Origin of the sequence: Ruegeria lacuscaerulensis (assembly GCF_013034685.1) — a bacterium.
GTDB lineage: Bacteria > Pseudomonadota > Alphaproteobacteria > Rhodobacterales > Rhodobacteraceae > Ruegeria > Ruegeria lacuscaerulensis_B.
In genome coordinates this window covers 92,401-117,914 of record NZ_WQGO01000008.1, presented here as the reverse complement: position 1 = coordinate 117,914, position 25,514 = coordinate 92,401, and the positions used below count along the sequence as shown (strand labels likewise).

The following is a 25,514-nucleotide window of genomic DNA, read 5'->3' as shown; positions in this document are numbered from 1 at the left end:
CCGGAGCCGCTCTTTGCCCCTAAGATACGCTGATATCTACCCGTCAGAACCGTTGCTGAACAGCGATGCGATGCAGCGCCCTTCGGCGGCAGGTTTGATGTCAGTGCGGTATTTTCGCGCCGAACCCGATCGGATGCCGGAAGAGGTGTTTTCGGAACACCACGTCCTTCTGAACCTGCAGGAAAAGGGGCATCGCGTGCAAAACTGGCGGGACGGCACGCTGCGGGATTTCACCTTTTGCAAGGATGAGGTCATCGTGACCCCGGCAGGCATGCGGTCGGGTTGGCGGTGGTACGGGCAGTCCGACGTGATCGTGATTACTTTGCATCCGGACAAGGTTCAGCGATTTGCGCAGTCTGAACTTGGTATGCTGCTGGCCCCGGAGCAGTTTCACGACCAGCCGCAGTTTTCTGATCCTGACCTATGTGCTGCGGGCGTCATCCTGCGCGACGCGCTTGCGACCGACGATATGTCCTCGGCGGTGATGTTCGAAGCCATGAGCCGGGTTTTTCTGGTCAAACTGCTGCAGAAATACGGCAAACGCCGCGCCGAAGAGGTTGAGCTGTCCTCGCGCTTTACCTCTCAGCACTACCAACGGGTGCTGGCCTATGTGCAGGACCGTTTGGACCAAACGATCACCGTCGATCAATTGGCGTCTGAGGCAGGCATGAGCCCCTCGCATTTCGCGCGGGTGTTCAAGGAAACGCTGGGCTCGACCCCCATGCAATATGTCATGGCCTACCGGGTCGAGCAGGCGATGAAGATGATCGAAGACCCAGCGCGCCCTCTGGGCGACATCGCTTTGGCCTGCGGGTTCTCGGATCAGGCGCATTTCACGCGCAGTTTCAAACAGGTGGTGGGCCAGACCCCGCGCGCGTTCCGTGCAGCGCGGGCTCTCTGAAGCAGAATCTTTCAAAAACGCGGCAGTCCGGTGCAAGTATCCCTGCCGCCGGCGTCGTATCTCAGGTGTCATTGGGCGTATGCCCATCCAGACAGATTTTGGGAGATACCGCTATGAACACCCTTGCTATGAACACTGCTGCCGCGTTGATGGCGTCGACAGCCGCCGTTGCGCAGGTGGAAACCCGCACCGTCACCTTTGAGAACGAAGGCGCCACCATGTCCGGCACATTGTATTTGCCGGAAGAGCGCGGAACCGAGCCGCTGCCGACCGTCGTCGTGACCGGGGCCTGGACCTCGGTTCAGGAACAGATGCCCGCCAACTATGCCCGCGAGATGGCCGAACGCGGTTTTGCGGCCTTCACCTTCGATTTCCGCGGTTGGGGCAAATCGGGTGATCTGCCGAACAACGTGCGCTTTGTTGAAAGCCCCGAGGCCAAGACATCGGACATCCAAGCCGCGATTGCATTCGTCGCGACCTTGCCCGAAGTAGATGCCGACCACATCAACGGTCTGGGGATTTGTGCCTCGGCCGGGTACATGGTCGATGCAGTCTCTGGCAATCCGCTGGTTCAGCGGCTGGGTCTGGTTGCACCTTGGTTGCAGAACGCCCAGATCGTTGAGGCGGTTTATGGCGGTGCAGAAGGTGTCGCAGGGCTGATTGAAGTGTCCCATGCCGCCGAGGCCGCTGGCGGCCAGATCATTCCTGCCGCAGGGCCCGAGGGTGCCGAGGGCGTGCTGATGCCAATCGGCGGATACTACTATGAGGCCGACCGTGGCGCGATCCCCGAATACGATGACAAATGGAACAATGCGGGCTGGGAAGGTTGGCTGACCTATCACCCCGCCGACAATCCGCAGCGTTTGGATAAGCCACTGGCCATTGTGCATTCGGAAAGCGCGGCGATCCCACAGGGCGTGCAGACCTTCCTTGCCGGCTTTGCAGGCGAGGCGACCGCGCAATGGCTGGAGGATGTCACGCAGTTCGACTTCTACGACAACCCTGAGAATGTCACTCACGCGGCGGATACCGTCGCTGACCACTTCCGCGCCGGTTCGAGCAACTAAGCCCTGTCCGGACGCCGAGCAATCGTTCGGCGTCCACCCTCATCTATTCGGAGCATCCTCATGCGTAGAAAACTCACATCGACCCTTGCGGCCGTCTCTATGATCGGATCCGCGGCTTTTGCTGAACAACAAGCGGATATCTCGACTGCCATTACCGACATCGCGGCAGGTGCTGACCGCCACGACTGGGCCCGCGTGCGCGGCGCGTTTTCCGATACCGTCACGACGGATTATACCAGCCTCTGGGGCGGAGACCCAGTAACACAACCCGCCGACGAGCTTATAGCTGGATGGTCCGCCTTTCTGCCCGGTTTCGACGCGACGCACCATATGGTGACCAATCACACCGTCACCTCCCTGTCCGATACATCTGCGACGGCACAGGCGGATTTCACAGCAACCCATCGTCTTGATGACGGCTTGTGGGTTCTTGGTGGTCGTTATGACTATGAGCTTGAGAAGTCGGACAACCGCTGGGTTGTCACATCGATGACCATGACGGCAATCTGGGAATCCGGTGACCGTGGGCTTGTGGCACTTGCCGGCCAGCGCGCGGCCGAGGCGAATTGAAGGAGTAACCATGACCAGTCAGCGTATCGCACTCGTGACCGGAGCCAATCGCGGTATTGGTAAAGAAGTCTCCCTTCAATTGGCCCGAGACCATGGGATGAAGGTCCTGATGGGTGCGCGCGATCTGGCAAAAGGGCAGGCTGCTGCGGATGAGATCGGATATGGGGCGGAAGCGTTGCAACTGGATGTCTCTAATCCGGACTCTGTTGCTGCCGCTTTCTTTTTGACGATTGAATCGGTCTATGGTCGCCTTGATGTTCTGGTGAACAACGCGGGCGTGGATTATGACACCGACCAACAGGTTCACCACGCCGATCTGGACAGGGTCCGGCAAGCATTCGATACGAACCTTTTCGGCCCATGGGAGACGACGATCGCGGCGGTGCCACTGTTGCAACGAGGTGCGGCAGCCCGGATCGTCAATGTGTCCTCTGGCGCGGGGTCGCTGACCAGCATGAGTGCCGGCACACCCGGCTATGGCGTGTCCAAAGCGGCGTTGAACGCGTTGACCCTCAAGACCGCCGCTGAGTTGAAACCTCAAGGCATTCTCGTCAACGCCGTGTGCCCCGGTTGGGTTGCCACGGATATGGGCGGCGGGGGACGTCCGATTTCCGAAGGGGCCAAAGGAGTCGTCTGGGCAGCGACCTTGCCGAAAGGCGGCCCGACCGGAGGGTTCTTTCGCGATGGTGTTGCAATTGATTGGTAGGTTCAGCCGGGTGTCATGAAATCAATTAGCTTCCTGATCCGTGCGGGCAACAGACGGCGGCTGGGATAGACTGCGAACATGTCCCGCGTCAGAGGGACGGTGTCTATAACCTCAAGCCGTTTTAGATCGCTGTTTACCATATCCGAAGGCAGCATCGCGACACCCAGGTTTCGACGGGCGGCCTGCGCAATGACATCAAGGTCGGTTAAGTTGTGTGCGGTTTGCTTCGGGTGCAGTGTTTCCCCGCTCTCTAGCACCCAGGGTTGACCAGCTGTCAGCGCGGGCAAAGCAAGAAAGTCCGGTCTGGAAATCAACCCTCTTAGCCCACGCTCTCCAATAAACCCTTGTCCGGCACAAAAGCAGTAGGGAACCGACCAGAGCCGTTTCGCGACAAGGCTGGAGTCGGTGAGTGGGCCTACCCGAAAAGCCACATCAATATTGTCGCGAAAGAAGTCCAGCATGATGTTGGTGGTGGTCATCTCAAGCGCCACATCCGGATTCTGTTCCGCAAAATCCAACAGCCGAGGGCCAATCGTTGTGCGTGCTGCCAGCGGAGGTGCCGTGATGCGGATACTCTGGCGTCTGGTATCGTCGGTAAAGCCTGCAACACCCTGCAACGCCTCGATCGGATCCTGGCATCGGTCCAGAAGGCGCCGGCCCTCCTCCGTCAGGCGAACCTGCCGGGTTGTCCGCTCGAACAGTTTGGTGCCCAGATGGTCTTCTAACTCTGCAATCCTGCGGCTGACCCGGCTGAGCGGTATGCCCAGACCGTCTGCAGCCTTGGAAAAGCTCAGATGGTTTGCGACGACAGTAAAAAGGGCAAGGTCGTTGTAGATCATTATTCTATTTTTGAGATTATAACTCCTGATATCAATCATTATCATTGCTTGATGTGACCTCTACCTTCTGCGCAACAGAAGGAGATAGCTGATGCCTTTCGCCATGGAAATCACCCAAACCGGCAAACCGGACGTCTTATTTAAGACCAACAAGGCGACCCCGACCCCCGATGCCGGGGAAATCCTGATCCGCAACTCAGCCGGGGCGGTCAACTTTATCGACACGATCATCCGACGCGGTGAGATGCCCGAGGGGATGATGCCCGATCTGCCGCATGTACCAGGGGTCGAAGGTGCCGGTGTGGTCGAGGCGCTGGGTGAGGGTGCCGAAGGCTTTTTTGTTGGGGACCGTGTGGCTTGGATGGGACCGATCGGGGCCGGTGGATACGGTACCCATTCGCTAATCGCTGCGCCCTACGTCACTCGGCTGGCCGATACCGTGGACTTCGAAACAGCCGCTGCAATCCCCGTCAACGGGATGACAGCCTATCAGATGCTGGTCAATCTGGGCGGCGCGGCGGCTGGCAAATCGGTATTGGTTCACGCGGCAGCCGGGGGTGTCGGCACCATGGCCCTGCATGTTGCCAAGCATCTGGGCATGACGGTAATCGCCTCGACCAGCACTGCCAAGGTTGTATATGCCAAAGATCAGGGCGCCGATCACGTCATCGACTATCGCACCGAGGATGTCACCGCGCGGGTGATGGACCTTACCGAGGGGCGCGGTGTGGATCTGACGCTGAACCCGATCTGGGGCGATACCCTGAAATCAGACCTCGATGTACTGGCACCTCTGGGCACAACCGTTCTATTCGGGTTTCTTGCCGGTCCGCCCACAGGCAGTTTTGCCGAAGACTTGGCGAAGCACTTCCAAAAGTCCGTCTCGGTCCGTGTCAGCGACATATACACCTATTTCATCAATCGACCTGATCAGTTTGGCGCGGATATGGCCACAGTGTTTGATCTGCTTGAGAGGGGCGTTCTGCGCCCTAAAGTCACCTCCCTGCCCATTATTCAAGCTGCCGAGGCGCACCGCCGCCTAGAAGCCGGTGAAACAACCGGCAAGCTGGTGCTGAGCTTCGACTGACCCATCCAGTAAAAGAGGAATCACAGCAATGAACACTGTTTTCGAGACCGCCCTGAGTGGCAAACACATTGTCATCGTTGGTGGCAGCAGCGGCATGGGGAAAGCAACAGCAAAAATGGCTACCGCCCTCGGGGCAAAAGTTACAATCGCCAGTCGCAATACTGCCAAGCTTCAGGCTGCCGCGGGCGAAATTGGGAGCGGGGTACGGATCGCGCCCGTGGATACGACTGATGGAGCAGGAGTGTCCTCCTGGGCCAGAGGGCTGGGATCGGTTGACCACTTGGTGATCTCTGCTTCAAGTGCTGCGCGTGGGGCGTTCACCGACCTGCCCATCGACGATCTGCGCGCTATGTTCGAGGCCAAGTTCATCGGCCCCTATATGACTGCACGTGAAGTGTTGCCGGTGTTGGTCAAAGGCGGCTCCATCACGTTCTTTTCCGGCGTGCTCAGTCGTCGCCCATCCGCCGGAGCTACTGGCCTGGGCGCAGTAAACGCGGCGGTCGAAGCGCTGGCCAAAGGGCTGGCGCTAGAGTTGGCTGGTCGGGCGCGGGTGAATTGCATCAGCCCTGGCATGGTTGCAACCGAAGCCTATGCCGCAACGCCGGAAGAGACACGTGAAGCCATGTATGCGCAGGTTGGCAGCAGCCTGCCCGCAGGACGGGTTGGAGAGGCCGAGGACATCGCACAAGCCGTTGTCATGGCGATGACAAACGGGTTTCTAACGGGCTCGGTCTTGGATGTGGATGGCGGTCACCTTGTGCGTGATTTACGTCTGCCACAAGTCCAAAGGCAAATAGGCAGTTTGCCCAAAACGGACTTGTTTAGGGTGGCGGTTCTGGCTTCATCAAAGCAGATTATGGGTTTGGAGGCAGCGTCCAAGTTGGGCCGAACGCGAGCGCAGGCGCAGCCTGCATTGCTGACATTCAATCGGTCTGCAGTGTTAGGCAAATTGGGCTCCTGAGTCGCCGCTCACTGTCTAGCCGCGTGTTGTAGCCCACCGAACGTCCGATTGGCGGACAAACCAGACATTCGAACTGCATAAGAAAAGGGCTGACTTGGCGCAACAAGCGGTCATCCGAGTTCAGGGGGGCTACCTGCTAACTGTCATGTTATTTCAGCCACCGACTGTCGCAATTTAAGAGTAACATCAATCAACTGTGAGTCAGGGCGGATGCCGTCCTCAATCCATCGGATGACCGCGTTTGCGGTCTTCTTTCCCATTTCAACCACCGGCAAGTGAACCGTTGTAATGCCTGGTACCGATTGACCGGATACGGGCAGGTCATCGATGCTAACCAAAGAGACGTTTGATGGAACCACCATGCCTTGCCGATGTAGCTCAAAAAGTACGCCCTGCGCGAGAACGTCCGACGTGCACATTACGGCGGTGAAGTGAGTTCCAGCGCTCAGGGCGTTTTGGATGGCTGTTGCGCCGCCTTCCAAAGTGATTTTAGTTTCAAATTTGAAAGTCTCCAAACCCGGCATATCGACAAGCAGGCCTGAAAGGCGCGCCCGCGTTCTGTCGTTGTTGTCCGCTGGGCCGTGAATAACGGCAATTTGGCGGTGCCCCGCGTCGATGAGGTATTGCAGTGCCATGCGGGAAGCGCGCGCATTGTCATAGCCGATGGTAGGCAGTGAATATCCGTCGTCGTAGTAAGATGTGGCTATGGTTGGCAGCCGCGTGCGAGAAATCAGGTTGTCGAAATCAGGGCTATGGGTAATTCCGGAAACGATTAGCGCTTCTGCACCAATGTCGATCAGACGTTGCGCCTTCTCGGCTTCGATTCCCGGGTCTCCTGCGGTTGTTGCAACCACCAAGGATAACCCGAACTCGCCGAGTTCATATTCGAGTGCAGAGAGGAATCTGGCGAAGATCGCATTGTCCAGTGTCGGCACCAAAGCACCCACCACCCGAGTTCGCCCCGAGTTTATGGCCCTGGCAGCTGCGCTGGGGACAAAGTGAAGGGATTCGATTGCCTGCTGGACGCGGTCGCGCGTGTTCTTGGATACAGCCTCAGGTGTGTTTAATACACGCGAAACCGTGGCGACGGAAACACCGGCGGCTCTGGCCACGTCCCTGAGGTTGGCTCGTTTCTTTGTCTCTTTTTCAGTCATTTACTTTCTTAATCGAGGCTGTTCAGCAAGCGCTATAGAAATAAACTTGACACATGTAACTAGTTTCATCAACTTATGTAACTAGTTACATTTGGCTGCGGCTGCAGGTTTCCATGACGTCCCATTCGGTCATTCACGACTTCAGCAACATCGGGTGGACTTCTCCCGAGCGATCCTTCTTTGGCTTTCCGAAGGCGCAAAGCGGGACAACCCATCGGCTCGCGGCACGAGAAGCTAAACGGTTTGACATGCAGCCCGGGGACCTGCTTTCACTATCGGGCCGCTGGCTGACGTCCGATCTGCAGATCGGTGCATTCGACTCAAAAGGCAAAGATGCTCTCGCGGCCCTCGGGGTAAATGCCACAGGCAAGCTGGACATGAATGCTGCTGATTGTCGGGCTTTGTTGGGTTGGGTGACTACAATGGGTGGGAATGCATCTTGTGACATTCCCGTCACCAATGTTCCGGCGTCGGAAGATCAGGTGGTTTTCAGCGTGAAAGCGCGCGTCACTGTCTGGGTGGTGCGCTTGGGCAATAACGAACAACTGGTATCTGGCGCTCTCAACAGCTGGGTCACGGCATCCTTTCAGCCCGCCAAACGCAATACGCCAATCTTGCCGCCTGAATTGGGAGATGTGCGAGACGAGTTCACCGTCGCACGGGGTACTGGCGTGGCCTATGAATTGGCCCCCGGCGAAGTTGTTCAGATCATTGATGTCGAAGGACAGCAATGTTCGGATTTTCTTGCTCTGCGCACCGACGGGCTGGACAGGGGCGAAGAGCTGTTGATTGACAATACGGCCACGCGATCTCTGGTTCGGCGCAGCTATCCGGGACCCGGATCATTGGACAAATTTTTTGATCAGGACATGAACCCGCTTTTGAATGTACTTCAGGACACTTGTGGGCGTCATGATACCTTTGGACTGGCCTGCACCGCACGGGGGTACGAAGAGCGCGGTTTTCCAGGCCACGTAAACTGCTCGGACAATATTTCGGCGGCGTTGGACCCATTCGGAGTACGGCGGCGTTCAGCCTGGCCTGCGATCAATTTCTTTTGGAATACCTGGGTTGATCCCCACACCCATGATCTCCGGACTGCGGAGAGCTATTCGCGACCTGGTGATTATGTGGCGATGCGAGCGATGGAGCGGCTCACCTGTGTGTCAACCGCCTGTCCGGACGACATAGACCCGATCAACGGCTGGAATCCAACAGACGTACACGTCCGGATTTACACGACGAACACCCCAATTCGCCGCGCTGTTGCTTATCGTGAAAAGGAAGATGCCCCAATGTCGCTCAGTCAGGAGTCTGCATTCTTCAAGCGGTTGGAGCCTTTGACGCAGGACTTCGCACCTGCGCGGGATCTTTGGGCACCTGTCAGCTTTCCTTCAGTCGGTTCGATCGGAGAATATTGGGCGTGTCGCGAAGCCGTGACCCTTCAGGATATGAGCGGCCTAAGGAAATTTGACATCATCGGGCCGGATGCTGAGAAGCTTTTGCAATTGGCCACGACACGCAACGTTGCAAAGCTGTCGGTTTGGCGCGGATCGTATACTTTGATGTGCGATCAGACGGGGGCTGTGATTGATGACGGCACGCTGTTCCGGCTAAGCGATCACCTGTTCCGCTGGTGTTGCGGCACTGAAGAGAGTGCCCGCGTGCTTGAAGCTTTGGCCTTGGAAAACAACCTTCATGTGCGCATTCATGCGATGCGAGGGTCTCTTCCCAATCTGGCGCTGCAAGGGCCGCGTTCGCGGGACCTGTTGCGCAAGATTGTGTTTACGCAGCCGCATGTCCCGTCTCTGGAACAACTAAAGTGGTTTGGTGTCACAATCGCCCGGCTGCACTCCCGCGACGGGGCGCCGTTTATGCTGTCACGGTCGGGGTATACCGGCGAACTCGGATATGAGGTGTTCTGTTCTCAGGTCGATGCGCTTTTGCTCTGGGATGCTCTTATGGAAGCCGGGCAAGAGTTTAACATCACGCCAATGGGGTCGGCCGCGCTTGAGACCATTCGGATCGAAGCGGGGCTAGCTGCGGCCGGTGCTGAATTCACCCCAGGCGTCGATGCGTTTGAAGCGGGGCTGGGCTTTGCGATTGATCTGAACAAACCCAAATTCGTCGGCAAGGGTGCATTGACGCGAAATGCCGAAAACCCACGTCGGGTTTTAAAAGGCATGACGCTAGGCGGCAGCGATGTTCCCGCGCATGGCGCCCCGATCTTTGCCGGAGAACGGCAAATCGGCGAGGTAACCTCTGCCACGTATTCGCCCACGTTTGAATGCGCCATTGCGATGGTACGGCTATCGATCGAATTTTCCGAGACTGGCACCCGCTTGGAAATTGGACAATTGGACGGTCGCCTAAAACGTCTTGGTGGGGTGGTTGTGGATATCCCGTTTGTGGATCCGCAACGCACGCGCGCCAGAGCATAAATCAAAAAAAGGAGAACCAACAGGATGAAAACGTTAACTAAAATTTCAACAGCCATTGTGCTAAGCCTCGGCGCAACCAGTGCATTTGCGCAAGAAAAGGTAATGGTTGGTGAGCCGAGCTGGCCCGGAGCAAAGATCATGGCCAACGTAATTGGCCAGATCATCGAAGGTCGTCTGGGCGGCGAAGTGGGCTATGCCCCCGGTGCGAATGCCGTCATTTTCGCCGCGATGGACGGCGGGCGTGGTGACATTGACGTGCACCCGGATGTCTGGCTGCCAAACCAGTCGTCCTTCACGGATGAGTATGTGGATGAAAAGGGCACGGTGTCTCTTTCGTCTGGTTCATACGAAGGTAAAGCCGGCTTCTGCACCCCGACTTACATGGCCGAAAAGCACAACATCAAATCCATCTTTGATCTGGCGACCCCGGACGCTCAGCAACTCTATGACGCCAATGGTGACGGTAAGGGTGAGATCTGGATCGGTGCTTCGGGATGGGCGTCGACCAACGTGCACCGGGTCAAAGTGCGCGACTACGGCGTCGAGACATTTCTTGAGCCGAGCACTGAAGACGAAACCGTCTTCTACGCACGCTTGAAGGATGCAGTGTCGAACGAAGAGGGTGTCGTCTTTTATTGCTATAAACCGCACTATGTTCATGCGCTTTACGATATGACGATGATCGAAGAACCGCCCCACAACCCTGATGAATACACGATTGTTCAGCCCGGTGATGACGCGGATTGGTATGCCAAATCGAAGATCACCAGTGGCGACGTTGTTAAAACCGTCAAGGTTGCCTACTCGAACTCGTTGAACGAACGGAACCCTGCAGCCGCGTCGCTATTGGCAAATATCGACATGGATTCGGATGCGCTGTCGGAGCTCACCTACAAGGTCGTTGTTCAGGGTGGCGACATTTCCGAAGTAGTCGCCGCATGGATTGCCGAGAATGGGGACACCGTGGATGGATGGCTGGGCCTAAACTAAACCGGGCTTGATCGAAATCGCCGACGGCGGGCAGCGCCGTCGGCACGCACTATCATTTTCTGGGTGGAGCCATGGCCAAAGATATAGCCATCGACGCGCGAGGCGTGTGGAAAGTTTTTGGGGATCGTTCAAAAGAAGCACTTGCGGCCATTCACGCGGAAGGGTTGGGAAAACCTGAGGTTCTTGAACGATTTAACTGCGTTGTAGGTGTCGCCGATGCCAGCTTTGAGATCGAACGCGGAGAGCTTTTCTGCGTCATGGGGCTGTCTGGATCGGGCAAATCGACCTTGGTACGTCACGTCAATCGGCTATTGGAGCCGACTGCAGGTGAGATCCTGCTTGATGGCGAAGATGTCATGGGTTTGGGGCCCGAAGGATTGCGGGACTTGCGCAATCGTCGCGTCGCCATGGTATTCCAGAATTTTGGCCTGATGCCGCATCGGACCGTGCGAGACAATGTGGCGATGCCGCTTGAAATTCGCGGTACAGGTAAGGCGCGGCGCTGGGAAGAGGCCGAGCGCGTTCTTAACCTGGTGGAGCTGACCGGTTGGGAAGACAAATATGCGCATGAACTGTCGGGCGGGATGCAGCAGCGCGTCGGGCTGGCCCGCGCCATTGCGTCGGATCCGGAAATCCTGCTGATGGACGAGCCTTTTTCTGCGCTTGATCCATTGATCCGCAAACAGTTGCAGGATCAGTTCATGGCGCTGAGCCGCGAGTTGAACAAGACAACGATGTTCATCACCCATGACCTAGACGAGGCAATTCGCATTGGTCACCGAATTGCAATCATGAAGGATGGGCGCATCGTACAGGTAGGCACCCCGGAAGAGATCATCCTTAACCCCGCAGATGATTATGTTGCGGACTTCGTCGCCGGAATATCAAAGCTTCACATGATCTTTGCACATTCCGTAATGACACCTGTTGATGAACACGAGGCCCAGAACGGTCCCATACCCGATGACCCTCATGAAGCGCATCCTGAGATGGATCTGGACGAACTCATGAACCTGTGCGTTGAAGGACATGGGATTGTAGCCGTCGTCGATGATGGCAAGACAGTCGGAGTGATCAATCGCACCGGCCTCATCCGCGCAATTCAACAAAATCAGGCGTGAGGACTGGCTATGTCGGATATTAAACCCGAAACCGCCGAAAGACTGGGCCGTCTGGTCGAAGAATTTGTTGGCAACGGCGCGGATTACTACCGCAAAACATTTGCCTATATGATGGAAGCCCCTGGCTATCGCTTCACGCTGAATCTGGCCGCTGCAATCCTTGGGCCGCTCTGGTTTGGCGCGCGCGGTCTTTGGTCGTGGTTTCTGAGCTTTATGGTGCTGGAAACCTTTGCCTATATTCAGATTGGCAAAGGTCTTTTTGGGGATCTTGGCCGCGAAGCCCGGCAGCGCGCGGAAAAAATCGGAGAGACGCTCGACCTTCGTCGTGAACAGATCGCAGTCGCTGAGCAAACAGGGGCATCATCTCTGGATTCCTTGAAACGGGCTGCAGAGTCACTGGAAACAGCTCTGGCACAAGCTCAGGACGCGGCGGTTCAGGCGGATGCGACTGGACTTGGATTCATTATTGTTGGGCTGCTGTTGTTGGTGGCGTTCAAATTTATCCAAGCCGCTCTTGCCAACTGGACGCTTGAGGGCCAGTTCGCGCGGTGGCGCTCGGACCGAAGCGCAGCGAGTGGGTGGTCACCCCAGCGTCTGCTGGTCGCGGTGTTTCTTTTTGGCAGCGTTGTGAGCCTGTCCGTAATTAAGTTTGCCCAGCCTGATGCGTTTGCTGTGCTGAAGTCCTTTCCCACGGATCGCACCTGGAGATTGACCGTCGGCGATGGCGTTCAGGCCGTATTTGATTGGACCAAAACCACTGGACGCGGTTTTTTTGACAGTCTGACATTCGGCATGAGAACCCTTCTTGACTGCATAGAGGTTATTCTTGTGCAAACCCCGTGGCCCGTAGTCGGGCTTGTCATCGTGTTGCTGGCCTATCTCACTGCCGGTGCTCGCGTTGCCATCTTCACCGGGGCTGCGCTCGCATATTTGGGTTTGCTCGATTTCTGGGAAAAAGCAATGACAACCATTGCATTGTTAGGGGCTGCGGCGTTGATCTCGATCACGCTTGGCATCCCACTTGGGATCTATTGCGCCCGTCGTCCCAAGGCATTTGCAATTGTTCGTCCGATCCTCGATTTCATGCAGTCCATGCCAAGCTTTGTTTACCTGATCCCGGTTGTTGCATTTATCGGATCGGGCAAACCCGCGGGTGTCGTCGCGACCATGATCTTTGGCAGCCCACCGGTCATCCGTTTTACTGTACTCGGGCTTCAACAAGTGCCTGAAACCGTACGCGAAGCCGCATTGGCGTTTGGTGCGACACCGCGCTATTTGCTGTGGCGTGTCGATCTTCCGCTTGCGGCGAAGACCATTATGGCAGGCGTGAACCAGACTATTCTTCTGTCTCTGGCGATGGTGGTTGTGGCCTCACTGATCGGTGCCAAAGGGCTGGGTGAAGATGTGCTTGAAGCTCTGCAATACGCGGCAGCGGGACAAGGCATTCTTGCCGGTCTAGCGATCTTGTTCTGCGCTCTGATCCTTGACAGGATTGTCGCCGGAAAACGATAGCCGCCGCCTTTGCGAAGGGAAGTCGGTCTAGAGCAGAAGCTGTTTAACGCAAGTAAATGGTCAAATGTGCGCCAAACCGGACACGCTCATCCGGCTTAGCGCCAAGCCAAGTTTGCGGGTGCTAACCTCAGACCGTTTCCGGCTCGGTTGCCGCCATGAGTGTTGGCAGGCCTCCGATCCGAGCAAGAAGAGACACGATATCATCCACCCCTTTGCGATGTCGAAGTGACGCAAATACGAAAGGTCTGCCGCTGCGCATCCGTGTCGCGTCGCGGTTCATGACGTCCAACGATGCGCCGACATGCGGTGCCAGGTCGGTTTTGTTGATAATCAGAATGTCGGATTTGGTGATCGCGGGGCCACCTTTGCGCGGGATTTCCTCGCCAGCGGCAACGTCGATTACGTAAAGCGTCACATCCGCAAGTTCCGGGCTGAATGTGGCTGACAGATTGTCGCCACCGCTTTCGATCAGCACCAAATCGACCTCCGGATGGCGGTCCTGCATTTCGGCCACGGCGGCAAGGTTGATCGAAGCATCCTCGCGGATCGCCGTGTGGGGGCAGCCTCCGGTCTCGACACCGATGATCCGGTCCTGCGGCAGGATCTGCATGCGCATAAGCGCTTCGGCATCTTCGCGGGTGTAGATGTCGTTGGTGATCACGCCCACCGAAAGCTTGTCGCGCAGTGCCTCTGCCAGAGCGGCGGTCAGGGTGGTTTTGCCTGCACCCACGGGGCCTCCGATGCCCACGCGTAGGGGGCCGTTCATACTGGTCATGTTCGGAACATCCTTGAATATTGGGTTTCGTGTTTCATCGACGCGATGTCGGACAAGAAGGCGGTCGCGCCAAGGTCGTCCATTTTAGCTGCAAGAGCACCCGTTGCGACGCGTTGGCACAACGGGGTCAAATCCCGGATCAACCGCTGGCTTTCTGTCTGGCCCAACGGCACAAGACGTGTCGCGCAAGCGACCAGGTTCGACATGAATGCCTGAAGGTACATCTGCGCGGTCAGCGCCAAGGGCAGCCCCCACAGTCCGGCGGCATGGCCCAGCGCGACAGGATAGGTCAGGGGTGGCAGGTCAAGCGACCAGACATCGGCTGTAAGCCCGCTGAACGCCTCACCCAGAAGACGTGTTTCCCGCAGACGCTCGGATGAGGGACAGAAGGCGCGTGCGGTTTGATCGATTTCGGCCAGAGCAACTGCCGGAGCGGCATATGCCGCCGACAGCAAGATACAATCGTTGCGCCCCGTGCCGAACTCGACGACATCGGCAATCCACGCGCCTGTTTCGGCGACCGAGGAAACGCTGCCGCTCTCGATTTCCCATTCCAGCCCATGCGAATAGGCAAATCCGCCTACGGGGTAGGCAGGTGAGAGCCATTGCGCCAGCGTCAGTATGTCGGTGTCAGTGGGCGTGGCCATGGGTCCTGCCGTGGCCATAGGCCCCACCTTCGGGGGTGAAAGGTTCGCGCACCTCTCGCACCGTGGCGCCAAGCTTCAGCAACATATCGCGAATGACGTGATCGATCTGAATCAGCAGACGCTCGGTTTCGACCTGGCAGGGCGTATGACGGTTGCCGATATGCCAGGCGATGCGGGTCAGGTCAGGTGCGGTGACTTCCAGCAATGCTTCGGGGGCGGCCTGAATGACCACCTCGCGCCCATCATCAAGGACAAGCGCGCCACCGTGATCCAGCGAGGTGGTCTGGGCGAGGTCGATCAGAATTTGCTCGCCGCTGTCGCAGGTCAGAACCTTGCGGCGCAGAAAGCGGTCTTCATAGGTCAGCGACAGATGATCGGCCGGTTCACCATGTGAGTGGTTCGAATATTGGCGCGCGGTGCAGAGTAGGGCGGTCATATGCTTGCCCCCTCTGCAGCGGAGATTTTCAGAGCCAGATCGAGTCCGCGAATACCCGGTGAACGATCCGATCCCGTGTAAGTCCACGTTTGCGAAGTTCTTCGTCGCTGAGCGATTGCAGGAATTCGACTTGCCGTACGCGTGTCTGGGCTTCGGCCACGCGGATCAATGCCGAGTAGATTCGCGATGTGGTGGATGCGATCAGGCCGGACAGTGAAACCCGTGCCGGAGTGTGCGTTGCTGAATGTGCCATTTGGACCCTCGTTTCCGTTGGTCCTCCCATGAGCTTGAAAATGTGTCATGTCAGCCTCATTGAGTAGTGGGTTTTTGGTCATGGCCGCGTTGCAAATGCAGCAACGCAGCACAATTTTTGGTCAAAACATAAAGTACCGCTGGGCCATCGGCAGAACCTCGGCCGGTTGGCAGGTCAGCAATTCGCCATCGGCGCGGACTTCGTAGGTTTCGGGATCAACCTCAACCTGCGGCGTGGCGTTGTTCAGCAGCAGGTCGCGCTTGCCGATATTGCGGGTATTTTCGACGGCAACGGTTTGCTTCGCCAGCCCGAGTGTATCGCCAATCCCCGCAGCCTGCGCCGCGCCCGAGACAAATGTGATCGCCGAATGCTCGACCGAGCGCCCATAGGCCCCAAACATCGGTCGGCTATAGACTGGCTGCGGCGTGGGGATCGAAGCATTCGGGTCGCCCATCTGCGCGCAGGCAATGGTGCCGCCCAATAGAACCATCTCGGGCTTGACCCCAAAAAAGGCGGGGTTCCACAGCACCAGATCGGCGCGTTTGCCTTCCTCGATGCTGCCGATCTGATGGCTTAGACCGTGGGCAATCGCCGGGTTGATCGTGTATTTGGCGATATAGCGGCGCACGCGAATATTGTCGTTTTTGCCGGTTTCCTCGGGCAGGCGACCGCGTTGTTTCTTCATCTTGTCGGCGGTCTGCCACGTACGGATCAGAACCTCACCCACGCGGCCCATGGCCTGACTGTCGGATGCGATGATGCTGAACGCGCCCATGTCGTGCAGAATGTCCTCGGCTGCGATGGTTTCACGCCGGATGCGGCTTTCGGCAAAGGCCACGTCCTCGGGGATGGATTTGTCGAGGTGGTGGCATACCATCAGCATGTCTAGATGCTCTTCGACCGTGTTCACGGTGAAGGGGCGCGTCGGGTTGGTCGAGGAGGGCAGAACGTGGTTCTCGCCACAGATCTTGATGATGTCCGGGGCATGGCCGCCGCCTGCGCCCTCGGTGTGGAAGGCATGGATCGTGCGGCCCTTCATGGCGCCCACGGTGTTCTCGACAAAGCCGGATTCGTTCAGCGTGTCAGTATGAATCATCACCTGCACGTCCATCGCATCGGCCACCGAGAGACAGCAATCGATGGCGGCAGGGGTTGTGCCCCAATCCTCGTGCAGTTTCAGGGCGCAGGCACCTGCGTTGACTTGTTCTTCCAGCGCGGCGGGCAGCGAGGCGTTGCCTTTGCCTGCAAAGGCGAGGTTCATCGGAAAGGCGTCGGCGGCCTGCAGCATCCGCCCGATATGCCAAGGGCCGGGGGTGCAGGTGGTGGCCAACGTCCCATGTGCCGGGCCAGTGCCGCCGCCCAGCATGGTGGTCAGGCCGGAATGCAGCGCATCTTCGATCTGTTGCGGGCATATGAAATGGATATGGCTGTCGAACCCGCCGGCGGTCAGGATACGCCCTTCGCCTGCAATGGCCTCGGTGCCGGGGCCGATGATGATGTCGACACCGGGCTGCGTGTCGGGATTGCCGGCCTTGCCGATCTTGGCGATGCGTCCGTCTTTCAGACCCACATCCGCCTTGTAGATGCCCGAGTGATCCACGATCAGCGCATTGGTGATGACCGTGTCCACGGCCCCCTCGGCCCGCGTGGCCTGAGACTGCCCCATCCCATCACGGATCACCTTGCCGCCGCCGAACTTGACCTCTTCGCCGTAGAGCAGCGCATTGTCGCCCGTTCCCCCAGTCGCGGCAGCGCCGGCGCGTTCGGCGGTCAGGTCGCGTTCAACTTCGATCACCAGATCGGTATCTGCCAGCCGCAGCTTGTCGCCGGTGGTGGGGCCGAACATGGCGGCATAGTCAGAGCGTTTGATTGTTGCTGGCATCAGAGCGACCCCATGACCTTTTGATTGAACCCGTAAACCTTGCGCGCCCCCCCGATGGGGATCAGCGAGACTTCGCGCGCCTGACCGGGTTCGAACCGAACGGCGGTGCCCGGCGCGATGTCCAGACGCAGGCCATGTGCGGCAGTGCGGTCGAATTCCAGCGCGGGGTTGGTTTCGGCGAAATGATAGTGCGAGCCGACCTGAACCGGGCGGTCGCCGGTATTGGCGACCATGAGGGTGATTGCCTCGGCATTCGCGTTCAGGGTGATCTCACCCTCGGCTGGGAACAGCTCTCCGGGGATCATTTGTTCAGCTTTGTCATCACGACCAAAGCTGCCAGCGCGACAACCGCCAAACCGACGCCCAAAGTGGCATAGTCTGTGGCATGCGCGTGGACATGTGTGCCGTTGTGGGCCGCAGCGGGGCCAGCGAGGATCAGGGCGGGGAAGAGCATACGGGTCATATCAGTTTTCCTTTGTTAGCGAATAGGGTTGTGGACGGTCACCAGTTTGGTGCCATCAGGGAAGGTGGCTTCGACCTGAACTTCGTGGATCATCTCGGGTAAGCCTTCCATGCATTGCGCGCGGGTGATCACTTCGGCCCCGGCTTGCATCATGTCAGCCACCGATCGGCCGTCACGCGCACCTTCGACCACCGCGTCGGTGATCAGGGCGATCGCCTCGGGGTGGTTCAGCTTGACGCCGCGGGCCAGCCGTTTGCGGGCGACCTCGGCGGCCATGGCGACCAGCAGTTTGTCTTTTTCTCGGGGGGTCAGGTTCATGTCAGATCATCCAGCATCTGGGAAGCGTGTCATTGTTCAATCGCCGCAGAACCGGCATCAGCGTGCGGCGGAGGGTAAAGCTGTTCTCGGCCAGCACCCGGATTACCAGCAGATCGTCTTGGATCAGCGAGGCTCCGGCGGTTTCGGATAGCATATCGCGGATGGGGTCGAGTTGGCCCTCGGCTGTGGGAGAGACAAAGGCAACCAGCGCCATTGCCCCAGCGCCGCCTGCGATATGCGGTTTGGCCAGATGCGCGTGCAGATCACCGTCGTATTGCATCGCGTCCAGAAACAGCGGTGTGCCATCGCGCAGGATCTCGACCTGGTCGCGCAGGCGGATATCGGTCAGGGTCTCGCCCATCGCCATGCGGCCAAAGACCAGCGGTTCTACCATCAGTGCGGTTGCTTCCGGGGCAAGGTCGATCTGCAACCGACGCTCCAGCGCGCTGCCGTCAAACAGGATGGTTTCCTGCGGCAGCCAGTTCAGCCGCGCACCCGGAGCGACGCTTAGGTGGTTCACGATCTGGCCCGAGGGACCAGGTTTGGCTTTATACGCGCGCTCGCAGGCCTGAGTTGTTAGCGTCAGGGTGGTGTCGTCGCCCGCATGGCCGTTAAAGCGGAAATTGTCGCCGCCGGTGATCCCGCCAGCGGTGTTCAGCAGCACCGCATCCAGTGCGTCGCCATCGGTGCGCGGAAACAGGCACTTGAACGAGCCCGACTGCCGGAACCCGTCCAGAACCGAGGATGTGCCCAATCGTTTGGCACTCAGCCGAATCGCACCTTGCGCGCGCGGCGGGGTCGCGGCTTGCGTGGGCAATATCGAGGCATGATGTGTAATGGCGCACCTGCGGATCACTTTGTTCTGCCGCTTGTTTCGCCGTTTGGACGTCGGAACTCTATTCTGCCTTGTCGGAATTGGGCCAATATCCGGCGGATTGGATTAATTTTTGAGCGAATTGGTTAACGACTGCCTGAAAATTAAACAAATGAGGCGGATTGTCGGAAATGATCTGTCAACTATTTGCCAAATTCTCTGCGATGCAGAAACGGTATGGGTGCCCGCCACGGGGACGATCCCCGAGGGTGTGTGACGGCTGCGCGAATTGGACCTCGGACACAACCGCCACACGGATCGCAACAACAGTTGCGGGGATCAGGTAGAAGAAGAGTGCGTATCTGCGCAAGCCCTCTCTCCCGGCCCCGCCCAGGAGAATCATATGACATCTCTCAAATCCACGCTCGCCGGATCTCTTGTCTTTGCCGCCATGGCGACCGCTGCACTGTCTGCCGAAGACACGATCAAAGTCGGTGTATTGCACTCGCTTTCTGGCACCATGGCGATTTCGGAAACCACGCTGAAAGACACCATGTTGATGCTGATAGACCAGCAAAACGCCAAGGGTGGCCTGCTGGGCAAACAGCTTGAGGCGGTTGTCGTCGACCCCGCATCCGACTGGCCGCTGTTTGCTGAAAAGGCGCGCGAGCTGCTGACCGTGCATGAAGTGGATGTGATCTTCGGCAACTGGACCTCGGTCAGCCGCAAATCGGTTCTGCCGGTGATCGAAGAACTGAACGGCCTGCTGTTCTACCCGGTTCAGTATGAGGGCGAAGAATCGTCCAAGAACGTCTTCTACACCGGCGCCGCGCCGAACCAGCAGGCAATCCCTGCGACCGACTATTTCCTGGAGGAACTGGGGGTCGAGAAATTCGCTCTGCTCGGCACAGACTATGTCTACCCCAGAACCACCAACAACATTCTGGAAAGCTATCTGAAGGGTAAAGGCATCGCGGACGAGGATATCTTCGTCAACTACACCCCGTTCGGTCATTCCGACTGGTCCAAGATTGTTGCTGACGTTGTCGCGCTGGGTGCGGATGGTAAGAAAGTCGGCGTGATCTCGACCATCAATGGTGACGCGAATATCGGCTTCTACAAAGAACTGGCGGCTGCGGGCGTCTCAGCCGATGACATTCCGGTCGTAGCCTTCTCGGTCGGAGAGGAAGAACTCTCGGGTCTGGATACCACCAATCTGGTCGGCCACCTGGCCGCGTGGAACTACTTCCAGTCGGCAGATACCGACGTGAACGCCGAATTCGTTGAGACGTGGAAAGCCACCATGGGTGAAGACCGCGTGACCAACGACCCGATGGAGGCGCATTACATCGGCTTCAACATGTGGGTGAACGCCGCGACTGAAGCCGGCTCTACCGAAGTCGACGATGTACGCGCTGCGATGTACGGCCAGGAATTCCCGAACCTGACCGGCGGTACAGCCGTCATGCTGCCGAACCACCATCTGGCGAAACCGGTTCTGATCGGTGAGATTCAGGAAGACGGTCAGTTCGACATCATCAGCGAGACAGACGTTGTGCCGGGTGATGCCTGGACCGACTTCCTGCCGGAATCGGCGGTTCTGATCTCGGATTGGAAAGAACTGGGTTGCGGTATGTACAACACCGAGACCAAGACCTGCGTTCAGACGCTGTCGAACTACTAAACGACACGCAAGGCGGGTGTGATCGCCCGCCTTGCCCCTAAGACACCTCGGGTTTCACCACATGTTACGACTATTCCTTGCGGGCCTCGCAATCCTGTGCGCCTGCCTGACGGCCAACGCGCAAGAGGGCGGTTTGCAACCGATTCTGCAAGAGCATCAAGAGATCATTGCCAAAAGCTCGCGCAAGACGATCGGGCCTGCGATTGACGCGATTGCCAGCAGTGGTTTGCCACAGGCACAGGTGATGTTGGAGACTTGGGCCGCCAAAAACGTGTGGATGCGCAAGTCCGACGGCCTGTTCTTTGCTGGCAAAAAGGCCGAGGGGCGGTCTTATGAGCTGGCCGATTTCGACACCGGCGAGATCATCGGGACGTTTGAGAAATCCGACCTGAAACAGTTGAAACCCAATAGTGGCATCCGCGCGATGATCGGCACGGCGCTGGTGCAATTCCAGTTGACCGACCCGGATCGTGCAAAACGACTGGCCGCTTTGACGTCTATCCAACGCGATCCAGAGGGCGCTCTGCTTGAGCCGCTGCGCGCGTCGATTGATGGCGAACCCGACGCCGATCTGAAAGCGCAGAAGCAACGCCTCGAGCGGTTGCTGACCATCGGCTATGACGAAGATACTGCAGCCCGTGTGGCCGCGATCGAGGAGATGTCCGACGATCTGGGTGTGGACGTGCGCGCGGCTTTGAACCCTCTGGTCGTGACCAGGCTGCAGACGGCGGTGGACCTGCCTTCGGATGTGAATATCGCCGGTGTTGTGCAGCCCGGCTCGGATGACCTGTCGGGTGATACGGCCTATGACCTGTTGGTTGCCAGCGATTTGGCCGCGCCGCGTGTTTCAGCGGATGACATCCGTGCGGCGTTGGCTGCCAATATCAACGGAGGCCGCGTGGGCGGTGTTCCGGTCGCGCAACTGAACTCCGACGCCGCGCGTGCGCAGGCTTACGCGGTATTGGCTGAAGCCGGAACTGTCCCCGCGTTGATCACGCAGACTGACATCGACGCAGCGCTGGGTGCGCATGTGTTCTTTGAAACCTATGCAGAGCCGTCGGGCGAAGTCACAGCCGCCGCCGAAAAGGCGTTGGACCAGATCGAGCTAAAAGTCGGCCTGAACCAGACCCTCGACCTGACGCTGGACGCGATTTCTCTGGCCTCGATCTATTTCCTCGCGGCCATCGGTCTTGCCATCACCTTTGGTGTGATGGGCGTGATCAACATGGCCCATGGCGAGTTCATCATGATGGGCGCCTATACCGGCTATGTGGTGCAGCAGTTCATCCCCGACCATACGCTGTCGATCATCGTGGCGATCCCGATGGCCTTTGCCGTCACTTTCGCCATGGGCGTCGCGATGGAGCGGCTGGTGATCCGTTGGCTTTATTCTCGCCCGCTGGAGACTCTGCTGGCGACGTTTGGTATCTCGATTGCGCTGCAACAACTGGCCAAGAACATCTTTGGCACGCAGGCCCGCCCACTGACTGCACCGGGCTGGCTGGACGGAGCATGGGTGCTGAACGATGTGGTCTCGATCAGTTACATCCGTATCGCGATCTTCGTGCTGGCGATGATCTTTCTGGGACTGTTCCTGTACATCATGAAACGCACGCGGCTGGGGCTAGAGATGCGCGCGGTGACGCAGAACCCGCGTATGGCCGGTTCGATGGGCATCAATCCGGGACGGGTGAATATGCTGACCTTCGGGCTGGGTTCAGGCATCGCAGGAATCGCCGGGGTCGCGATTGGTCTCTTCGCGAAGGTCACGTCGGATCTGGGTAGCGATTACATCGTCCAAAGCTTCATGACCGTGGTAGTCGGGGGTGTCGGCAACATCTGGGGTGCTCTGGCTGGTGCGGGCATGATCGGCTTCCTGCAAAAGGGGATCGAGTGGATGAACCCGTCGAACACTCTGGCCGCGCAGACCTACATGATCATCTTCATCATCATTTTCATCCAGTTCCGGCCAAGGGGCATTATCGCCCTCAAAGGTCGCGCGGCGGGGGATTGAGCCATGGAACGCAGCTTTGTCGCCAAAAACCCATCGGTGCTGGTCTTTCTGGCCATCCTGTCCCTGTTCACTCTAGGCGTCACCGTCCTGTCCGAAGGGTTCGGGATCGGCGTGATCTCGACCAGTTTCGTCAAGACGCTGGGAAAAACCCTGTGCCTGTGCCTGATTGCCGTGGCGATGGATCTGGTCTGGGGTTTCACCGGCATCCTGTCCCTCGGCCATTTCGCCTTTTTCGGGCTGGGCGGTTACATGATCGGCATGTGGCTGATGTATGAACGCACGCGGCTGATCGTGGTCGAGTCACTGTCGCAAGCCGAAATCCCTCCGACGTCATCCGAGGTCGTGGACGCCATCGGCACGCAGATCTTCGGTGTGGTCGGGTCGTCCGAGTTCCCGTTGATCTGGGCCTTCTCGGACAGCCTGTTCCTGCAGCTGGTACTGGTGGTGCTGGTACCTGGCCTGCTGGCGCTGATCTTTGGTTGGCTGGCGTTCCGCAGTCGGGTGACGGGCGTCTACCTGTCGATCCTGACCCAAGCGATGACTTTGGCACTGGCGCTGTACCTGTTTCAGAACGACAGTGGCTTGCGCGGCAACAATGGCCTGTCGGGCCTACAGAACCTGCCGGGTGTCACCGTCTCGCAGGACGTGGTGTCGATCTGGTTCCTTTGGGCCTCGGCACTGGCCTTGGGGCTGGGCTATTTGCTGGCGGCATGGGTGGTGTCGGGCAAGTTCGGCTCGGTCATTCGCGGCATCCGCGATAACGAGGCGCGGGTGCGGTTCCTCGGCTATTCGGTCGAGGTCTACAAGCTGGCCGTCTTCACTCTGACCGCCTGCATCGCCGCCATCGCGGGCGCACTCTATTATCCGCAGGCAGGCATTATCAACCCCGAGGAAATGGCCCCCATCGCCTCGATCTATCTGGCCGTTTGGGTCGCCATCGGCGGGCGCGGTCGCCTGTACGGTGCCGTCATCGGCGCGGCGTTCGTCAGTCTGCTTAGCACATGGTTCACCGGCGGGCAGGCCCCGGACATCCCGCTGGGCTTCTATACAATCAAATGGGTTGACTGGTGGCAGGTGCTGCTGGGCGTGTCCTTCGTGCTGGTCACACTGTTCGCCCCACAAGGGATCGGGGGGCTGTTCGACCTCTGGACCAACCGCAGGGCACCGCAGCGCCACGGTGCGGCCCTGGGGCCTGATGAAAGCGCGTTGCGCGAAAAGGAGGCCACGGAATGAGCACTCTGCTAGAAGTCAGCGGCGTTTCCGTCACCTTTGACGGGTTCCGCGCCATCAACAACCTGTCGTTCCAGATCGGCAACGCGGAACTGCGCGCCGTGATCGGGCCGAACGGTGCGGGCAAGACCACTTTCATGGATATCGTCACAGGCAAAACCCGACCCGACGAAGGCCGCGTCATCTGGGGCGAGAAATCCGTTTCCCTACTGCGCATGAGTGAGGCCACGATCGCGCAGGCCGGGATCGGGCGGAAATTCCAGAAACCCACCGTGTTCGAAGATCAGAGCGTGCAGGAAAACCTGCTGATGGCGTTGAAGAACAAACGCGGATGGTTGGGCGTGCTGTTCTACCGCCCTTCAAAGGGCGATCTGGAGAAAGTCGAGGAACTGGCCGCCGAGATCGGCTTGAAGGACGAGTTGACCCGCAAATCGGGCGAACTCAGCCACGGGCAGAAGCAATGGCTTGAGATTGGGATGCTTCTGGCACAAGAGCCGCGCTTGCTTTTGGTAGACGAACCCGCTGCCGGGATGACCCCGCAGGAACGCGAACACACCACCGATATTCTGGTGCAGGCCGCCAAGACCCGCGCCGTGGTTGTGGTGGAGCATGATATGGAGTTTGTCCGCCGTCTGAACTGCAAGGTGACTGTGTTGCACGAGGGCTCGGTTCTGGCCGAGGGGTCCTTGGACCACGTGACATCAAATCAGGACGTCATTGACGTCTATCTGGGGCGCTAGGCGATGCTGAAACTGAACGATCTGACCCTGCACTACGGGCATTCGCAAATCCTGCACGGTGTTTCGATGCAAGCCGCGCAGGGTGAGGTGACCTGCGTGATGGGCACCAATGGTGTCGGAAAGACCAGCCTGATCAAGGCAATCTCGGGCACGCATCCCCGCTCTGGCGGTACGCTGGAGCTGAATGGTGAGGCCCTCCCGCCCTTTCCGGCGCATAAAATGGCGTGGAAGGGGGTGGCATACGTTCCCCAGGGGCGCGAGATCTTTCCCCTGCTGACTGTGCGCGAAAATCTGGAAACTGGCTTTGCCTGCCTGCCGTCCAGCGAACACTTTATCCCCGATGAGATTTTCGACTTGTTCCCGGTTCTCAAGAAAATGCAGAACCGCCGCGGAGGTGATCTGTCAGGTGGCCAGCAACAACAACTCGCCATCGCACGTGCCCTGATCACCAAACCCAGCCTGCTGCTGCTGGATGAACCTACCGAGGGTATTCAGCCCAACATCATCCAGCAGATCGGTGAGGTCATTCGCCATCTGCGCTCTAGAGGTGAGATGGCGATCGTTCTGGTCGAGCAGTATTTCGATTTCGCCTATGACCTCGCCGACCGCTTCGTTGTTCTGAGGCGCGGTGAGATTTTGATGCAGGGATCGCGGCAGGAGTTGTCGCGCGAGCAGGTCCTGCAAGGCGTGACCGTGTAGCACACCCAATCCGCGAATTGGGGGCAAATGTGGCCGATCTGTGTCCTCAGATCGGCCATAAATGTGTTTGCGGTGTGAAATAAGCGGGAATCACCGGTCGAATCGCTGATTCAACGCAAGAGCAAGGTCACAAATCCGCCTTAAACGACAAAAAATTCCCGTTATACGGGAAAACCTTTTCGTTTGTGGGGAGGCTCTAAAGGTTCACGG

The 25,514-nt window shown here is 58.3% G+C and carries 26 protein-coding genes; 15 read left to right on the top strand and 11 right to left on the bottom strand.

Annotated features, from left to right (window positions below):
* The first annotated feature begins 13 nt into the window (after window positions 1-13).
* The 4 genes from GOV80_RS18700 to GOV80_RS18685 all read left to right on the top strand — a co-directional run bounded on the left by GOV80_RS18700 (window position 14) and on the right by GOV80_RS18685 (window position 3,244).
* Complete coding sequence (locus GOV80_RS18700) at window positions 14-901, top strand: AraC family transcriptional regulator (protein ID WP_170773749.1); 888 nt, start codon at window positions 14-16, stop codon at window positions 899-901.
* 113 nt (window positions 902-1,014) lie between these two features.
* The gene (locus GOV80_RS18695; protein ID WP_170786990.1) at window positions 1,015-1,968 is read left to right on the top strand and encodes an alpha/beta hydrolase; all 954 of its coding nucleotides are present in this window, start codon (window positions 1,015-1,017) and stop codon (window positions 1,966-1,968) included.
* A 60-nt stretch (window positions 1,969-2,028) separates the two neighbouring features.
* Window positions 2,029-2,538 (top strand): nuclear transport factor 2 family protein, encoded by a 510-nt coding sequence (locus tag GOV80_RS18690; RefSeq protein WP_170786989.1) that lies wholly within the window; start codon window positions 2,029-2,031, stop codon window positions 2,536-2,538.
* Window positions 2,539-2,548: 10 nt separating this feature from the next.
* Window positions 2,549-3,244, top strand: a complete 696-nt coding sequence (locus GOV80_RS18685; RefSeq protein WP_170786987.1) for an SDR family oxidoreductase — start codon at window positions 2,549-2,551, stop codon at window positions 3,242-3,244.
* Window positions 3,245-3,246: 2 nt separating this feature from the next.
* On the opposite strand, the gene GOV80_RS18680 is transcribed toward GOV80_RS18685, so the two are convergent.
* On the bottom strand, window positions 3,247-4,083 hold the full coding sequence (locus tag GOV80_RS18680) for a LysR family transcriptional regulator (RefSeq protein WP_170786985.1): 837 nt from the start codon (window positions 4,081-4,083) through the stop codon (window positions 3,247-3,249).
* Window positions 4,084-4,174: 91 nt separating this feature from the next.
* Here GOV80_RS18680 and GOV80_RS18675 point away from each other — a divergent pair, with 91 nt between their 5' ends.
* Both GOV80_RS18675 and GOV80_RS18670 read left to right on the top strand, forming a co-directional pair.
* On the top strand, window positions 4,175-5,170 hold the full coding sequence (locus GOV80_RS18675) for a quinone oxidoreductase family protein (RefSeq protein ID WP_170786983.1): 996 nt from the start codon (window positions 4,175-4,177) through the stop codon (window positions 5,168-5,170).
* Between the two features lie 28 nt (window positions 5,171-5,198).
* Window positions 5,199-6,131 carry an SDR family oxidoreductase gene (locus GOV80_RS18670; RefSeq protein WP_170786981.1) on the top strand — a complete coding sequence of 311 codons (933 nt, stop codon included), beginning with the start codon at window positions 5,199-5,201 and terminating at the stop codon, window positions 6,129-6,131.
* Between the two features lie 143 nt (window positions 6,132-6,274).
* Here GOV80_RS18670 and GOV80_RS18665 read toward each other — a convergent pair whose 3' ends face one another.
* Window positions 6,275-7,285, bottom strand: a complete 1,011-nt coding sequence (locus tag GOV80_RS18665) for a LacI family DNA-binding transcriptional regulator (protein ID WP_170786979.1) — start codon at window positions 7,283-7,285, stop codon at window positions 6,275-6,277.
* A 113-nt stretch (window positions 7,286-7,398) separates the two neighbouring features.
* Between GOV80_RS18665 and GOV80_RS18660 the strand changes: the two genes are divergently transcribed.
* The 4 genes from GOV80_RS18660 to GOV80_RS18645 all read left to right on the top strand — a co-directional run bounded on the left by GOV80_RS18660 (window position 7,399) and on the right by GOV80_RS18645 (window position 13,349).
* Window positions 7,399-9,726 (top strand): DUF1989 domain-containing protein, encoded by a 2,328-nt coding sequence (locus GOV80_RS18660; protein ID WP_170786977.1) that lies wholly within the window; start codon window positions 7,399-7,401, stop codon window positions 9,724-9,726.
* 24 nt (window positions 9,727-9,750) lie between these two features.
* The gene (locus GOV80_RS18655; protein WP_170786975.1) at window positions 9,751-10,716 is read left to right on the top strand and encodes an ABC transporter substrate-binding protein; all 966 of its coding nucleotides are present in this window, start codon (window positions 9,751-9,753) and stop codon (window positions 10,714-10,716) included.
* A gap of 71 nt (window positions 10,717-10,787) precedes the next feature.
* Window positions 10,788-11,837: a quaternary amine ABC transporter ATP-binding protein gene (locus GOV80_RS18650; protein ID WP_170786973.1), complete on the top strand. Its 1,050-nt coding sequence runs from the start codon at window positions 10,788-10,790 to the stop codon at window positions 11,835-11,837.
* A 9-nt stretch (window positions 11,838-11,846) separates the two neighbouring features.
* On the top strand, window positions 11,847-13,349 hold the full coding sequence (locus GOV80_RS18645) for an ABC transporter permease (RefSeq protein WP_170786971.1): 1,503 nt from the start codon (window positions 11,847-11,849) through the stop codon (window positions 13,347-13,349).
* Window positions 13,350-13,476: 127 nt separating this feature from the next.
* Here the strand turns inward: GOV80_RS18645 and ureG are convergent, their stop codons facing one another.
* The 9 genes from ureG to GOV80_RS18600 all read right to left on the bottom strand — a co-directional run bounded on the left by ureG (window position 13,477) and on the right by GOV80_RS18600 (window position 18,979).
* Window positions 13,477-14,124, bottom strand: a complete 648-nt coding sequence (gene ureG, locus GOV80_RS18640; RefSeq protein ID WP_170786970.1) for an urease accessory protein UreG — start codon at window positions 14,122-14,124, stop codon at window positions 13,477-13,479.
* A complete protein-coding gene (locus tag GOV80_RS18635) occupies window positions 14,121-14,789 on the bottom strand; it encodes an urease accessory protein UreF (protein ID WP_237215920.1) in 669 nt (222 codons plus the stop codon). The genes ureG and GOV80_RS18635 overlap by 4 nt, the downstream gene beginning before the upstream one ends.
* Window positions 14,755-15,207, bottom strand: coding sequence for an urease accessory protein UreE (locus GOV80_RS18630; RefSeq protein WP_170773775.1), 453 nt, complete (start codon window positions 15,205-15,207; stop codon window positions 14,755-14,757). Before GOV80_RS18630 ends, GOV80_RS18635 begins: the two co-directional genes overlap by 35 nt.
* Before the next feature lie 28 nt (window positions 15,208-15,235).
* Window positions 15,236-15,460 carry a DUF1127 domain-containing protein gene (locus tag GOV80_RS18625; RefSeq protein WP_170786968.1) on the bottom strand — a complete coding sequence of 75 codons (225 nt, stop codon included), beginning with the start codon at window positions 15,458-15,460 and terminating at the stop codon, window positions 15,236-15,238.
* A gap of 121 nt (window positions 15,461-15,581) precedes the next feature.
* Entirely contained in the window at window positions 15,582-17,342 is a 1,761-nt protein-coding gene (gene ureC, locus GOV80_RS18620) for an urease subunit alpha (protein WP_170786966.1), read from the bottom strand.
* The gene (locus GOV80_RS18615; RefSeq protein WP_170773781.1) at window positions 17,342-17,647 is read right to left on the bottom strand and encodes an urease subunit beta; all 306 of its coding nucleotides are present in this window, start codon (window positions 17,645-17,647) and stop codon (window positions 17,342-17,344) included. Before GOV80_RS18615 ends, ureC begins: the two co-directional genes overlap by 1 nt.
* Entirely contained in the window at window positions 17,644-17,805 is a 162-nt protein-coding gene (locus GOV80_RS18610) for a peptidase M23 (RefSeq protein ID WP_170786964.1), read from the bottom strand. The genes GOV80_RS18615 and GOV80_RS18610 overlap by 4 nt, the downstream gene beginning before the upstream one ends.
* 15 nt (window positions 17,806-17,820) lie before the next feature.
* Window positions 17,821-18,123 carry an urease subunit gamma gene (locus GOV80_RS18605; protein WP_170786962.1) on the bottom strand — a complete coding sequence of 101 codons (303 nt, stop codon included), beginning with the start codon at window positions 18,121-18,123 and terminating at the stop codon, window positions 17,821-17,823.
* Window position 18,124: 1 nt separating this feature from the next.
* Window positions 18,125-18,979: an urease accessory protein UreD gene (locus GOV80_RS18600; RefSeq protein ID WP_336510176.1), complete on the bottom strand. Its 855-nt coding sequence runs from the start codon at window positions 18,977-18,979 to the stop codon at window positions 18,125-18,127.
* 361 nt (window positions 18,980-19,340) lie between these two features.
* Between GOV80_RS18600 and urtA the strand changes: the two genes are divergently transcribed.
* The 5 genes from urtA to urtE all read left to right on the top strand — a co-directional run bounded on the left by urtA (window position 19,341) and on the right by urtE (window position 25,304).
* Window positions 19,341-20,621, top strand: coding sequence for an urea ABC transporter substrate-binding protein (gene urtA / locus GOV80_RS18595; RefSeq protein WP_170773785.1), 1,281 nt, complete (start codon window positions 19,341-19,343; stop codon window positions 20,619-20,621).
* Between the two features lie 61 nt (window positions 20,622-20,682).
* Window positions 20,683-22,635, top strand: a complete 1,953-nt coding sequence (gene urtB / locus GOV80_RS18590; RefSeq protein WP_170786961.1) for an urea ABC transporter permease subunit UrtB — start codon at window positions 20,683-20,685, stop codon at window positions 22,633-22,635.
* A 3-nt stretch (window positions 22,636-22,638) separates the two neighbouring features.
* Window positions 22,639-23,868, top strand: coding sequence for an urea ABC transporter permease subunit UrtC (gene urtC / locus GOV80_RS18585; protein ID WP_170786959.1), 1,230 nt, complete (start codon window positions 22,639-22,641; stop codon window positions 23,866-23,868).
* Entirely contained in the window at window positions 23,865-24,605 is a 741-nt protein-coding gene (gene urtD / locus GOV80_RS18580; RefSeq protein WP_170786957.1) for an urea ABC transporter ATP-binding protein UrtD, read from the top strand. The genes urtC and urtD overlap by 4 nt, the downstream gene beginning before the upstream one ends.
* A 3-nt stretch (window positions 24,606-24,608) precedes the next feature.
* Window positions 24,609-25,304 carry an urea ABC transporter ATP-binding subunit UrtE gene (gene urtE, locus GOV80_RS18575; protein WP_170786955.1) on the top strand — a complete coding sequence of 232 codons (696 nt, stop codon included), beginning with the start codon at window positions 24,609-24,611 and terminating at the stop codon, window positions 25,302-25,304.
* Window positions 25,305-25,514: the final 210 nt, after the last annotated feature.

Coding starts and splice junctions, on each gene's coding strand:
- GOV80_RS18695 (WP_170786990.1), top strand. CDS start 1,015: ATGAACACCCTTGCTATGAACACTGCTGCCGCGTTGATGGCGTCGACA.
- GOV80_RS18690 (WP_170786989.1), top strand. CDS start 2,029: ATGCGTAGAAAACTCACATCGACCCTTGCGGCCGTCTCTATGATCGGA.
- GOV80_RS18685 (WP_170786987.1), top strand. CDS start 2,549: ATGACCAGTCAGCGTATCGCACTCGTGACCGGAGCCAATCGCGGTATT.
- GOV80_RS18680 (WP_170786985.1), bottom strand. CDS start 4,083: ATGATCTACAACGACCTTGCCCTTTTTACTGTCGTCGCAAACCATCTG.
- GOV80_RS18675 (WP_170786983.1), top strand. CDS start 4,175: ATGCCTTTCGCCATGGAAATCACCCAAACCGGCAAACCGGACGTCTTA.
- GOV80_RS18670 (WP_170786981.1), top strand. CDS start 5,199: ATGAACACTGTTTTCGAGACCGCCCTGAGTGGCAAACACATTGTCATC.
- GOV80_RS18665 (WP_170786979.1), bottom strand. CDS start 7,285: ATGACTGAAAAAGAGACAAAGAAACGAGCCAACCTCAGGGACGTGGCC.
- GOV80_RS18660 (WP_170786977.1), top strand. CDS start 7,399: ATGACGTCCCATTCGGTCATTCACGACTTCAGCAACATCGGGTGGACT.
- GOV80_RS18655 (WP_170786975.1), top strand. CDS start 9,751: ATGAAAACGTTAACTAAAATTTCAACAGCCATTGTGCTAAGCCTCGGC.
- GOV80_RS18650 (WP_170786973.1), top strand. CDS start 10,788: ATGGCCAAAGATATAGCCATCGACGCGCGAGGCGTGTGGAAAGTTTTT.
- GOV80_RS18645 (WP_170786971.1), top strand. CDS start 11,847: ATGTCGGATATTAAACCCGAAACCGCCGAAAGACTGGGCCGTCTGGTC.
- ureG (WP_170786970.1), bottom strand. CDS start 14,124: ATGACCAGTATGAACGGCCCCCTACGCGTGGGCATCGGAGGCCCCGTG.
- GOV80_RS18635 (WP_237215920.1), bottom strand. CDS start 14,789: ATGGCCACGGCAGGACCCATGGCCACGCCCACTGACACCGACATACTG.
- GOV80_RS18630 (WP_170773775.1), bottom strand. CDS start 15,207: ATGACCGCCCTACTCTGCACCGCGCGCCAATATTCGAACCACTCACAT.
- GOV80_RS18625 (WP_170786968.1), bottom strand. CDS start 15,460: ATGGCACATTCAGCAACGCACACTCCGGCACGGGTTTCACTGTCCGGC.
- ureC (WP_170786966.1), bottom strand. CDS start 17,342: ATGCCAGCAACAATCAAACGCTCTGACTATGCCGCCATGTTCGGCCCC.
- GOV80_RS18615 (WP_170773781.1), bottom strand. CDS start 17,647: ATGATCCCCGGAGAGCTGTTCCCAGCCGAGGGTGAGATCACCCTGAAC.
- GOV80_RS18610 (WP_170786964.1), bottom strand. CDS start 17,805: ATGACCCGTATGCTCTTCCCCGCCCTGATCCTCGCTGGCCCCGCTGCG.
- GOV80_RS18605 (WP_170786962.1), bottom strand. CDS start 18,123: ATGAACCTGACCCCCCGAGAAAAAGACAAACTGCTGGTCGCCATGGCC.
- urtA (WP_170773785.1), top strand. CDS start 19,341: ATGACATCTCTCAAATCCACGCTCGCCGGATCTCTTGTCTTTGCCGCC.
- urtB (WP_170786961.1), top strand. CDS start 20,683: ATGTTACGACTATTCCTTGCGGGCCTCGCAATCCTGTGCGCCTGCCTG.
- urtC (WP_170786959.1), top strand. CDS start 22,639: ATGGAACGCAGCTTTGTCGCCAAAAACCCATCGGTGCTGGTCTTTCTG.
- urtD (WP_170786957.1), top strand. CDS start 23,865: ATGAGCACTCTGCTAGAAGTCAGCGGCGTTTCCGTCACCTTTGACGGG.
- urtE (WP_170786955.1), top strand. CDS start 24,609: ATGCTGAAACTGAACGATCTGACCCTGCACTACGGGCATTCGCAAATC.